This window comes from Actinomycetospora lutea, from assembly GCF_028737205.1.
GTDB lineage: Bacteria > Actinomycetota > Actinomycetes > Mycobacteriales > Pseudonocardiaceae > Actinomycetospora > Actinomycetospora lutea.
Genome location: NZ_JAQZAL010000031.1, coordinates 55,268 through 66,081, shown reverse-complemented (window position 1 = coordinate 66,081; position 10,814 = coordinate 55,268). Strand labels below are relative to the sequence as shown.

General features: G+C 73.4%; 12 protein-coding genes. 4 read left to right on the top strand and 8 right to left on the bottom strand.

The window, feature by feature from the left end:
* Positions 1–398: 398 nt before the first annotated feature.
* Together PHK61_RS26440 and PHK61_RS26435 are read right to left on the bottom strand one after the other, a co-directional pair.
* Complete coding sequence (locus tag PHK61_RS26440) at positions 399–713, bottom strand: hypothetical protein (protein WP_274284011.1); 315 nt, start codon at positions 711–713, stop codon at positions 399–401.
* Positions 714–832: 119 nt separating this feature from the next.
* Positions 833–1,135 (bottom strand): hypothetical protein, encoded by a 303-nt coding sequence (locus PHK61_RS26435; protein WP_274284010.1) that lies wholly within the window; start codon positions 1,133–1,135, stop codon positions 833–835.
* Positions 1,136–1,568: 433 nt separating this feature from the next.
* Here PHK61_RS26435 and PHK61_RS26430 point away from each other — a divergent pair, with 433 nt between their 5' ends.
* Positions 1,569–2,447 (top strand): acyl-CoA thioesterase, encoded by an 879-nt coding sequence (locus PHK61_RS26430; protein ID WP_274284009.1) that lies wholly within the window; start codon positions 1,569–1,571, stop codon positions 2,445–2,447.
* Here the strand turns inward: PHK61_RS26430 and PHK61_RS26425 are convergent.
* The 4 genes from PHK61_RS26425 to PHK61_RS26410 all read right to left on the bottom strand — a co-directional run bounded on the left by PHK61_RS26425 (position 2,425) and on the right by PHK61_RS26410 (position 6,516).
* Entirely contained in the window at positions 2,425–2,889 is a 465-nt protein-coding gene (locus PHK61_RS26425; RefSeq protein ID WP_274284008.1) for an NUDIX domain-containing protein, read from the bottom strand. The two genes, PHK61_RS26430 and PHK61_RS26425, sit on opposite strands and share 23 nt — an antisense overlap.
* Before the next feature lie 162 nt (positions 2,890–3,051).
* Entirely contained in the window at positions 3,052–4,605 is a 1,554-nt protein-coding gene (locus PHK61_RS26420; RefSeq protein ID WP_274284007.1) for a flavin-containing monooxygenase, read from the bottom strand.
* Entirely contained in the window at positions 4,592–5,572 is a 981-nt protein-coding gene (locus PHK61_RS26415) for an alpha/beta fold hydrolase (RefSeq protein WP_274284006.1), read from the bottom strand. Before PHK61_RS26415 ends, PHK61_RS26420 begins: the two co-directional genes overlap by 14 nt.
* A gap of 14 nt (positions 5,573–5,586) precedes the next feature.
* Positions 5,587–6,516: an AurF N-oxygenase family protein gene (locus tag PHK61_RS26410; protein WP_274284005.1), complete on the bottom strand. Its 930-nt coding sequence runs from the start codon at positions 6,514–6,516 to the stop codon at positions 5,587–5,589.
* A gap of 107 nt (positions 6,517–6,623) precedes the next feature.
* On the opposite strand from PHK61_RS26410, the gene PHK61_RS26405 reads away from it, so the two are divergent.
* From PHK61_RS26405 to PHK61_RS26395, 3 genes are read left to right on the top strand one after another with little or no spacing between them, the layout of a single operon-like run.
* Complete coding sequence (locus PHK61_RS26405) at positions 6,624–7,448, top strand: TetR/AcrR family transcriptional regulator (protein WP_274284004.1); 825 nt, start codon at positions 6,624–6,626, stop codon at positions 7,446–7,448.
* Positions 7,445–7,807 (top strand): DUF4873 domain-containing protein, encoded by a 363-nt coding sequence (locus tag PHK61_RS26400; protein WP_274284003.1) that lies wholly within the window; start codon positions 7,445–7,447, stop codon positions 7,805–7,807. The genes PHK61_RS26405 and PHK61_RS26400 overlap by 4 nt, the downstream gene beginning before the upstream one ends.
* Positions 7,807–8,358, top strand: coding sequence for a hypothetical protein (locus tag PHK61_RS26395; RefSeq protein ID WP_274284002.1), 552 nt, complete (start codon positions 7,807–7,809; stop codon positions 8,356–8,358). Before PHK61_RS26400 ends, PHK61_RS26395 begins: the two co-directional genes overlap by 1 nt.
* 45 nt (positions 8,359–8,403) lie before the next feature.
* On the opposite strand, the gene PHK61_RS26390 is transcribed toward PHK61_RS26395, so the two are convergent.
* Together PHK61_RS26390 and PHK61_RS26385 are read right to left on the bottom strand one after the other, a co-directional pair.
* The gene (locus PHK61_RS26390; RefSeq protein ID WP_274284001.1) at positions 8,404–9,882 is read right to left on the bottom strand and encodes an FAD-dependent oxidoreductase; all 1,479 of its coding nucleotides are present in this window, start codon (positions 9,880–9,882) and stop codon (positions 8,404–8,406) included.
* 10 nt (positions 9,883–9,892) lie between these two features.
* On the bottom strand, positions 9,893–10,789 hold the full coding sequence (locus PHK61_RS26385) for an AurF N-oxygenase family protein (RefSeq protein ID WP_274284000.1): 897 nt from the start codon (positions 10,787–10,789) through the stop codon (positions 9,893–9,895).
* Positions 10,790–10,814 lie beyond the last annotated feature (25 nt).

Here is a 10,814-nt window from a genome sequence, read left to right as displayed (position 1 = left end):
CCGCCGTTGGCCTCGGCCGAACCGCCGGTGACGTTGCAGTCCGAGCTGCCGTGGCGGTCGCCGTGGTCGGAGTCGTGGCCCGACTCGGAGGCGGACGCGAACGGCGCGGCGACGAGCAGGCCGGCGGAGACGCCGACGGTGACGACGCCCAGCTTCTTCAGCACGAGGACTCCAGATGTGTGTCGGGGGAGCAGTGGCGGGGCCGATCGGCTGATCCCGCCTCGAACGGAGCAACGACGGAGCGCCACGTCGGTCACGTCCTCGCGGAGATGTGCGCTCGAACGGGGAATGAACGGCGGGAACGATTCCCGGAGACGCACGAAGGCCCGGCCACCGATCGGATGGCCGGGCCTTCGCGCAGTTCTCGAGAACGTCCGTGGACGGACGTCGTCAGGACCTCAGAGCACGTCGAGGGCGACGTTGTTGCCGCTGAGGTTGTCGTTCAGGATGTCGTTGCAGACGATGTTGCCGATGTTGGCCCCACCGACCGGCGCCTGCGCGAGGACGTTGCCCAGCACCGCGTCGCCCTCGATGCCGCCGTTGGCCTCGGCTGAGCCGCCGGTGACGTTGCAGTCGGAGCTCTCGTGCTTCTTCTTGTGGTCGTGGCCGTGCCCGTGGTCGTCACCGTGGGCCTCGCCGGCCGACGCGAAGGGCGCGGCGGCGAGCAGACCTGCGGTGACGGCGACGGCGACCGTGCCAGCCTTCTTGAACATGGTTCCCCCAAGGAAATCGTCGGTACTGCTCAGGTGGTGGTTCGGATGGCGGGCAGGTGGTCCGACCGCCGAGGGTGGGCCGCCCGGCAGGACGGCACACCCCTGTCGCAACGGTGGGCTCAGAGAACGTCGACGGCGACGTTGTTGCCGCTGGCGTTGCCGTTGAGGATGTCGTTGCAGACGATGTTCAGGGCGTTCGCGCCACCCACCGGGGCCTGCGCGAGCAGGTTGCCGGCGAACGCGTCGCCGTCGATGCCGCCGTTGGCCTCGGCCGAGCCGCCGGTGACGTTGCACGAGCCGGAGCTCTTGTGCTCGCCGTCGTGGCCGTGGCCGTGGCCGCCCTCGGTGGCGGAGGCGAACGGCGCGGCGACTATGAGACCCGCGGTCACGCCCACGGTCACGACACCCAGCTTCTTGATCACATGAACTCCTCGGAGTGCTTGTCGGGAGAGCGGGACGACTCAGGTCCGCCCGCCTGCTGCGGGCAAGGACTCCGGGAGTCGTCCCCCGGCGGTCACTTCCGGGCTCGACCGGCCCCGGGGGTGACGTCCACGGGTCTCAACGAGGGGGTCACGGCGCGGTTACGCAGAGAATCGAAGTGAGCGGGAGCTGTGACTGTGGGTGGTCGGACGCGGCCGATGCCACCAGCGCCGACGGCCTCGGAGGGGGTGTGCGGTGAACCCGAACGGTCCAGTGTGTCGGCCGGACGTCGATCGGCGACGGCCGCGTGCCCCTCGATCGAGGGGCGCGATGTGGCGACGGTCATGCGCGCGAACGGTCACGGTCCGCCCGTGCGCGGGCTGCGCCGTCCGTGCGCGACGATGTCCGGCGATCCGGGCCAGGCTGGGAGGCGACGTGGGGCAGGCGCTGCGCGAGCTCGTCGACGACGTGCTCGACCTCGAGCGCATCGAGCGCGACATCTTCCGAGGTCGCAGCCCTCGGGAGTCCCTGCTGCGGGTCTTCGGGGGTCAGGTGGCCGGCCAGGCGATGGTGGCCGCGGGGCGCACCGTCGACGAGGACCGCGACGTGCACTCGCTCCACGGGTACTTCCTGCGGCCCGGGGACCCGTTCGCCCCGATCGTGTACGAGGTCGACCGCACCCGCGACGGGCGCTCGTTCACCACGCGCCGGGTCACGGCGGTGCAGCACGGCGAAACGATCTTCACGATGTCGGCGTCGTTCCAGCGGCCCGAGGAGGGCGTGGAGCACCAGGCGTCGATGCCCGAGACCCCGGCGCCCGACGGGTTCCCCCGCCGCGACATGCCCCCGGTGCCGCGCGACGAGCCGGCCTTCACCACCACGGGCCGGGCGCTGACCTGGCCGCTCGACGTCCGCTACGTCGACCACTCGCCCTGGGACGAGACCGCCGACCGCGACCCGTCCAACCGCGTCTGGGTCCGCGCCGACGGCGAGCTGCCCGACCCCGCATCGGCCGGCGGGCGGCTGCTGCACGTGTGCGTCCTGACCTACGCGAGCGACCTGACGCTGCTCGAGGCGGCGGTGTTCCCGCACGTCCTCGGGGGTGCGGCGTCCGGCGAGGTCAGCCTCGCGAGCCTAGACCACGCCGTCTGGTTCCACCGCCCGTTCCGCGCCGACGAGTGGCTGCTCTACGTCCAGGAGTCGCCGAGCGCGGGCGGCGGGCGCGGTCTGGCGAGCGGGCGCTTCTACACCCAGGACGGCGTGCTCGTGGCCTCCGTCGTCCAGGAGGGGCTCATCCGGCGACGTCGGGGGTGACCGCGAGCCCGTGCTCGAGGTAGGGCCCGGCGCCCGCGGCGGTGCTGCCGACCCGGCGGGCGAGCGGCGGGGGCAGGTGGTCGACGAGGTCGCCGGTGGCCACCCACGCCCAGCGGTCGAGCTCCTCGGGCTGCAGGACGATGCGGTGCTCGTCGTCGCCCAGCGTGCCGCCGTCGAAGAGGAACAGGAGCTTGTCCCGGCCGTCGCCGTGGGTCCAGTCCACCGAGAGCAGCGGGCCGGGGACCCGGTCGAGCCCGAGCTCCTCGACGATCTCGCGCCGGCACGCGACGGCCGGCGACTCGCCGGCCTCGACCATCCCGCCGGGCACGTCCCACCCCGGCTTGTAGACCGGGTGCACGAGCAGCACCCGCCCCTCGTCGTCGCGGAACACCGCGCCGGCGGCGACCACCGGACGCGCGACCCCCATCGGCGGCGGCTTCACATCCCCGACCCTAGGTGTCCCCCCGGGTGCGAGCGATGCGGCATCGCTGGCATGTGACGCCAGGATCGCCACATCCTCGCTCGCGCGACACGCCGACCGTGCTCGGCGGCTCCGGGTGTCCCAGCCGCTGCGCCGACGACCACCCCGCCCGTCGGCCGGCCGTCAGCCGACGGGCGCGGGGACGGGGGTGGTCGTGGCGGCGGGCGTGTCCGGGACCTCGGTGGTGTCGGAGGCGTCGGCCGCCCGCCCGAAGAGCTCGAAGTCGGTCGGGTCGAAGCGCCGCGTCTCCCACCAGTACCGCACCGTGAACCCGGGCCAGATGGTCCGGTTCACGCCCGCCGCGTCGAGGTACCAGCTCGTGCACCCGCCGCGCGTCCAGATGCCCTTCGCCAGGCGCCGCTGCACCGCGGCGTTGGAGCGCTGCTGCACCTCGGCGCGCACGTCCAGCCCGCCCATGCCGGTGGCGTGCACCGTGGAGATCGCCTGCGCGACGTAGCGCGTCTGGCACTCGATCATGAACACCACGGAGTTGTGCCCGAGCCCGGTGTTGGGCCCGAGCAGGAAGAACAGGTTGGGGAAGTCGGCGACCGTCATCCCCAGATGCGTCGCCATGCCCTCGGCGGCCCAGACCTCCCGCAGCGTCCGCCCGCCCCGGCCGGTGATCTCGAGGCGGTCGAAGGCGTCAGTGACGTGGAAGCCGGTGCCATAGATGATCACGTCGGCGTCGCGCTCGGTGCCGTCACCGTCGACGATCGACGACCCGCGCACCTCCCGCACGCCGCCGGTGATCACCTCGACGTCGGGGCGGGCGAGGGCGGGGTAGTAGTCGTTCGAGACGAGGATCCGCTTGCAGCCGATCGAGTAGTCCGGCGTCAGCTTCGCGACGAGCGCGGGGTCGTCGATCGAGGACCTGATGTGCTGGGTCGCGAGCCGCTCGACGGGCTTGAGCAGCGCGGGGTTCGTGTTGAAGCCGACCGCCCGCGACTCGAGCGCCGCGTACACCGCGGCCCGGTAGGCGCGGTGCGCCCGCGGGTGGCGCGCGAAGAACTCCCGGCGCCGGGTCGAGAGCGGCTTGTCGCCCTTGGGCAGCACCCACGCCGGCGTGCGCTGGTAGAGCTGCACCTCCGCGGCGACCCCGGCGATCCGCGGGACGAACTGGATCGCGCTGGCCCCGGTGCCGATCACCGCGACCTTCTTGCCGCGCAGGTCCACGTCGTGGTCCCACTGCGCCGAGTGGAAGGACGGGCCGGCGAACGCCGCGGCCCCGGGCAGGTCGGGCGTCCTCGGCAGGTGCAACGCGCCGACCCCGAAGACGAGGAACCGCGCGGTCCAGTCGCGCCCGCCGCGGGTGTGCACCGTCCAGGTCCGGCGCGCCTCGTCCCAGGTCGTCCCGGTCATCTCCTGGCCGAAGCGGACGTGGCGGCGCAGGTCGTGCTCGTCGGCGACGCGCTCGAGGTAGTCGCGGATCTCGGCCTGCGGCGAGTACGAGCGCGACCAGTCCGGGTTCGGGTCGCTCGAGAGCGAGTACATGTGCGACGGGATGTCGCACGCGCAGCCGGGATAGGTGTTGTCGCGCCAGGTGCCGCCCAGCGAGTCGGCCTTCTCGAGCAGCACGACGTCGGTGATCCCGGCCCGGCGCAGCGCGAGCAGCTGGCCCAGCCCGGCGAACCCGGAGCCGACGACGAGGACCTCGTGGACCTGGTCAGACGCCGACACGGGCGCCCTCCTCGGTGGTGATGACGTCGGTGACGGGGGCGGGCACGTCGAGCAGCCCGGCGATGTGCGCCGCGACCTCGCCCGCCCGCTCCAGGTTGATCATGTGGCCGGCGCCCGGGAGCAGCACGATCCGCGCGTCGGGCAGCGACGAGGCGATCGCGCGCGCGTGGCGCTGCGGGCAGAGCCGGTCGTGGTCGCCGACCAGGACGACGGTCGGGGTCCCCTGCAGCGCGCCCAGGGCGCCGCGCCGCCGGTGCTCGCCGATCGAGAGGCGGAAGGCCGCGACGCTCGGCGGGTGCGCGGCCAGCGCCTGCTCGGCGACCGAGAGGACGTCGGCGCGCCGCGGGCGCCGGCCGAACACCAGCGCGCGGACGATCCCGGACAACGCCGCCGCCCGCGCCCGCGGCCGGGCACGACCGGCGCGCCCGACGTCGCCGATCTCGCCGGCCGGCGCGCGGTGGCCGAGCCGGGCGGTCAGCGGGATGAGCACGTGCTCGCCGCGGGCGACCAGCCGGCCGCGGCGACCGGGCAGGCCGAGGTCGAGGCGGTCCATGTCGTCGCTCGCGGTGGCCACGAACGCGACCCCGACGACCCGCTGCGCCACCAGCTCGGGGTGCCGTTCGGCGAGGGCCATGAGCGTCATGCCGCCCATGGAGTGGCCGGCGAGCACGAGCGGGCCGTCGGGGACGCGTTCGCGCAGGAGCGCGGCGAGGTCGTCGGCGGCGGTGCCGATGGTCGCGGTGCCCTCGGCCGCGTCGTCGGACCCGCCGTGACCGCGGTGGTCGTAGCGCACGACGCGCGTCGTCAAGCCGGTGCGGCGCAGGTCGTCGACGACCCGGTCCCAGGTCCGCAGGTCCTGCGACCACCCGTGCACCAGCACCAGGGTGGGGCCGGGCCCGTCGCCCGAGTCGCCGACCCGCAGCCGCGTGCCGTCGGGCGTGGTGAACCGGTCGACCTGCTCCGCCACGGCGGGCTCCTTCCTCAGCTCTCCTCCAGCAGGAACGACCTGCGCCACCAGGTCATGCCCGGACGGCCGACGAGCCCCGCCTCGTCGAGGAACGGCATGATCTTCTCGCCCGCCCAGCGGAACATCTCGTGGTGGTGGGGGTTGCCCAGCGCGGCGCGGCGACCCTCGGCGGGATCGATGCCGACCGCCGCGTAGACCTTCGGGTTGATCAGGCTGCGCACCACGAACATCGAGATGTAGGCGATGATGAAGCGCTGGTAGGCCTTCTCGGCGCGCGAGAGCGTCGCCATCCCGCGGGTGACCTCGTCGCGGGCGAAGGAGACGTGGCGCGCCTCCTCCATGATGTGGATGCGGTTGACCTGGCGCATCAGCGGCTGGATGCGCTCGTCGTTCGCCTGCTCGCGCTGCAGCCGGTCGAGCACCTCCTCGGCCACGAGGATGGCGCCGTAGGCCGCGGGACCCCAGCTGACCACCGAGAACAGCTTGCCGAGCTGGCGGATCTTCTCCTGCGGCCCGTAGGGCTCGACGCCCGCCGTGCGCACCATGCGGGCGAACATCTGCGAGTGCCGGCACTCGTCGGCGACCTCGGTGAGCGCGTACTGGGCCCGCGGCGTGGTCGGGTCCTCGGCGTAGAAGTCCTTGAGCAGGCGCTGCATGAGCAGGACCTCGAACCACAGGCCGACCGACGCGACGCTGCACGCCTCGTGCTTGCCCAGCTCGACGCGCTGCTCGGGGGTCATGCGCTCCCAGAGCTCGGTGCCGTAGAGCGACACCCGGTGCTCCGGCACCCAGATCTTGTCGGTGGGCAGCGGGGCGTCCCAGTCGATGTCGACCGACGGGTCGTAGGACTTCTTCGCGGACGACCTGAGGAGACGCTCGGCCGTTGCATGACGATCGGCTGCGTGGCGGCTCGCCGTCTGGTGCTCCGCCGTGGGCGCGCTCATGGCTGGGGGTCCTCCCGGTCGCCGCTGTGTGTCCTGTACATCCGGTAACCCACACCTGGTGTACGTCTTACCGCTGGTAACTGTAACCAGTGGTAGCGTGCGGACCCGTGCCGGACGATGTCAAGCCGAACCGCCCCGGGAACGCCCCCTCGCGTGACGGGCGTCGCACACGCTGGGAGAAGCACCGGGCCCAGCGCCGTGCCGAGTTCGTCGAGGCCGCGATGCGGGTCCTCGCCGACGTCGGGCCGGACTTCGGCATCGAGCAGGTCGCGGTCGAGGCGGGGGTCACCAAGCCCGTGCTCTACCGGCACTTCTCCGACAAGGCCGACCTCGTCGAGGCGATGGGCGAGCGCGCCACGGAGATCCTGCTCGATCGGCTGATCCCCGCGCTCAACAGCGAGGAGGCGCCGCTCCCGCGCATCCGCAAGTCGATCGACGCCTTCTTCGGGACGCTCGACGACTACCCGAACCTGTACTGGGTGCTGGCGCGGCACACGCCGATCGACGGTCGCGGCCCCGACGTGGTGCGCGAGGACAAGGAGATCATCGCGACCGCGCTGTCGGCGATGCTCGGCGACTACCTGCGCGCCTTCGGTCTCGACTCCGGGCCCGCGGAGCCCTGGGCCTACGGCGTGGTCGGCTTCGTCCAGAACACCGCGGAGTGGTGGCTCGACCGGCAGTCCATGAGCCGCGAGTCCGTCGTCGAGTACCTGACGACGCTGGTGTGGGCGGCCATCGACGGCTTCGCCCGCCAGCACGGCGTCACGATCGACCCCAACGTCCCGCTCGAGATCAACAAGGTGGTCCAGCTCCGAGCGGGCAGCGACCGGGGACCGGCGGCCACGACGGCCACGCCGGGGACCGGTCGTGCCGGTGGCCGCACCGCCACCGGCGGTAGTACCGATCGAGCAGTGAGGAGCCCGGAGCGATGACGCCAGTGGCAGCACCCGAGCACGACGGCACGCCCGCAGATCACGAGCACGACGAGGACGGCTACCACGGCCCGGCGACCCTGGTGGTCGACGAGGTCGAGTACGCCGTCGTGGTCACCCTCGTCGGACACTTCGAACCCCTCGACGGCCGGTACCACTGGTACGGGCGCGTCGCGGCCCACGAGGAGCTGCACGCGGCCCTGGACGGCAGGAAGCGACCGGCCCGCGTCACCTCCCCGGCCGGCGCGGCCGAGGGCGAGCTCTCCGACGTCGACCCCTGGGGCCGGTACCGGCTCGCGGGCACGTCGACGCCGCCGTTCGCCGTGGAGTCGGCGGGCGAGCTCGAGACGGCCGGCTGATGGCGGCCCTCGGCGAGGAGGGCCGTGACGTCGCGGAGCGCGAGGCCGCCGCGTACGGGCTCGACCTCGACACGGTCCTGGCGGTGGCCTCGCCGCAGCGCGCGGTCGCCGTCATCGCCGGGCTGATCGGCCCGACGGTGTCGTTCGGCCCGGTGCCGGCCGGGCCGCACGACATGGCCACCGCGTCGGCGAACGGCGCGGTGGGACGCCTGACCGCGTGGCGCGACGGCCTCACGCGCGTCGTGGTGTGCGTCCCGGTGGAGCTCGACGTCACCGTCGAGGTCGGGTCCCGGCGCATCCCGGCCGAGGTCGACCTCGTGGTGCGCGTGGGCCTCGCCGGCCGCGCGGCCGCGGGCGCGGTGGAGATCGACGTCGACCCGGTGCAGCCCGGGGACATCGACGCCGACGTCCGCACCCGCGGGGTCGGCGGCGTGTTCCTGCGCCGCCTCGGCGACCTGGACGCCGAGATCCGCCACCACGTCGGCGTCTACGTCTCCACGGTGCTCGCGACACCGGAAGCCGTCGCCGAGTGCCGGATCGCGGTGGCCTGACCGTCGTACGTGAGCGAAATTCCCGGCTATAGCCGGGAATTTCGCTCACATGGAGGTGAGGCGGCGCAGGAGGCCCCCGCGGCGGGGGCGGGCGCCGATGACGCCGTACTTGCCGTCCTCGATGAGCGATGCCACGGTCTCGGCGGCGTCGCGGCGGTTCCGGCCGATGCCGCCGCCGGGGCCGCGCTTGATCCAGCCGACCACGTAGGTGCCCGGGCGCCCGTCCACGCGCCCGGCGTGGTGCGGGATCGTCCCGGTCTCCTCGGCGTACGGGAGCCCGGCGGTCGGCCGGCCCCGGTGGCCGATCGCCCGCACGACCAGGCCGGCCGGCAGGTCGACGCCACCGGCCCGCACGGCCGTCACCCGCTCGTCGCCGAGCAGGGCCTCGATGGGCGCGTGGAAGCGCAGGACGACGCGTCGCCTCGGACCCGCCGGTACCTCGGAGGACCGCGGCACGCCCTGCAGCAGGGCGGCGTGCTCGCCGGGCGCCGCCGCGTCGATCGCCTCGCCGACGCGCGGGTCGTGGTCGTCGACGACCACCTCGAGGTCGTCGCGGCGCAGCAGCGCGTGCAGCTCGCCGCGCGTGTACGCGGCGTGCTCCGGACCGCGCCGCCCGAGCAGCACCACCTCGCGCACCAGGCTCGCCCGCAGGCGCTCCAGCGCGCCCGGGGCGATCGCCGAGCCGGCCAGGCGGTCCGGGTCGGCGGCGAGGATGCGGGCGATGTCCAGGGCGACGTTGCCGGTGCCCACCGCGGCGACCCGCTCGGTGTCGAGGGGTACCGCGTCCGCGGCGATCTCGGGGTGGCCGTTGTACCAGCCGACGACCGTGGTGGAGGGCAGGTGACCGGCCAGGTCCTCGCCGGGAACGCCCAGCGTCCGCGACGTCGGCGCGCCCACCGCGTAGATCACCGCGTCGTGGCGGGCCGCCAGCTCGCCGGCGTCCACGTCCCGGCCGACCTCGGTGCCGAGGCGCAGTCGGAGACGGTGGTGGTCGAGGTAGCGGGCGAACGAGTCGCCGATGCGCTTGGTGTCGGCGTGGTCGGGCGCGACGCCGAACCGCACGAGGCCGCCCGTGACCGGCAGCCGGTCGTAGAGCGTCACGCGCGCCGTGGTGTGCAGCAGGAGGTCCTGCACCGTGTACATCCCGGCCGGACCGCTGCCGACCACGGCGACGTCGAGGCGCGGGAAGTCGGCCGGGAGCACCCGGTCGAACCGCACCGGCCCCCAGTCGTGGAACAGCGGCGAGCCCTCCGCCGGCGCGGCGGGCTCGGTGCCGGCGAAGTACTCGGCGTTGATCGCCGGGTGGTCGGCGAGCGGCCCGGTCAGCGTCTCCACCGGCAGCACCGCGTCGACGGGGCACGCCTCCGCGCAAGCCCCGCAGTCGATGCAGGTCCGCGGGTCGACGTAGAGCATGTCCGTCGTCCCGAAGTCGGGCTCGTCGGGCGTCGGGTGGATGCAGTTGACCGGGCACGCGGCGACGCACGAGGCGTCCGTGCAGCACAGCTGGGTGATCGCGTAGGGCACGGCCGGCGCCCTACAGCACGTGCGCGGCGCGGTAGAGCGCCTTGGCCGGGCGCGTCAGCAGCCCGGCGGTGTCGAGGAACTCCATGAGCCCGGCGCAGCTCGAGCGCAGCAGCGCGCGGTGGTTCTGGTTGCGCCGCGCCTCGCGCCTGGCGCGCTCCGGGTCGAGGCCCGCGTTCTCGTAGACCTTGCCGCTCCACATGCTCGTGACGATGAAGTAGCCGGCGACGGCGACGACCAGCGCGTTGAACTGGCGCCGGGCGGCGCTCGCTCCCTGCAGGCGCTCGAGGGTCTCCTCGCGGGCGAAGCGCATGTGGCGCGCCTCCTCGACCACGTGGATGTTGTTGATCGTGCGCGCGAACGGGGCGACGCGGTCGTCGCGCATCCAGTCGCGCTGCATGACGTCGAGGACCTCCTCGGCCAAGAGGATCGCGGCGTAGGCGGCCTCGCCCTTCGCGAGGGTCTTGAAGACGCGCCCGCCCTCGATGACGTGGCGCGGTGGCCGGTAGGCGGGCGCGCCGAGCTTCTTCGCGCCCCGGGCGAACATGATCGAGTGCCGGCACTCGTCGGCGATCTCGGTGAGCGCCCACTGGAAGGCCGGGTCGGTCGGGTCCTTCGCGTAGAAGTCCCGGATGATCATCTGCTGGAGGATCATCTCGAACCAGATGCCGGTGCTCGCGACCGACGCCGCCTCCTGGCGGGTCAGCGCCGCGCGCTGCTCCGCGGTCATCTCGTCCCAGTAGGCGGTGCCGTAGAGCGTGCTCCACTCCGGGGAGGCGCCGTGGTGGCGCGGGTCGACCTCACCGTCCCAGTCGACCTCCTGCAGGGGGTCGTAGGAGAGCTGGTCGGACGAGTCGAGCAGCCGTGTCGCGACGTCCGCCCGGTGCGTGCTCTGCTCCGCGGTCGTCATGGTTCCTCCAAGCCGGACTTCGGGT

Excerpts from the sequence above, each read along its gene's own strand:
- PHK61_RS26440 (WP_274284011.1), bottom strand. The coding sequence starts at position 713 with ATGTTCAAGAAGGCTGGCACGGTCGCCGTCGCCGTCACCGCAGGTCTG.
- PHK61_RS26410 (WP_274284005.1), bottom strand. The coding sequence starts at position 6,516 with ATGAGCGCGCCCACGGCGGAGCACCAGACGGCGAGCCGCCACGCAGCC.
- PHK61_RS26400 (WP_274284003.1), top strand. The coding sequence starts at position 7,445 with ATGACGCCAGTGGCAGCACCCGAGCACGACGGCACGCCCGCAGATCAC.
- PHK61_RS26395 (WP_274284002.1), top strand. The coding sequence starts at position 7,807 with ATGGCGGCCCTCGGCGAGGAGGGCCGTGACGTCGCGGAGCGCGAGGCC.
- PHK61_RS26385 (WP_274284000.1), bottom strand. The coding sequence starts at position 10,789 with ATGACGACCGCGGAGCAGAGCACGCACCGGGCGGACGTCGCGACACGG.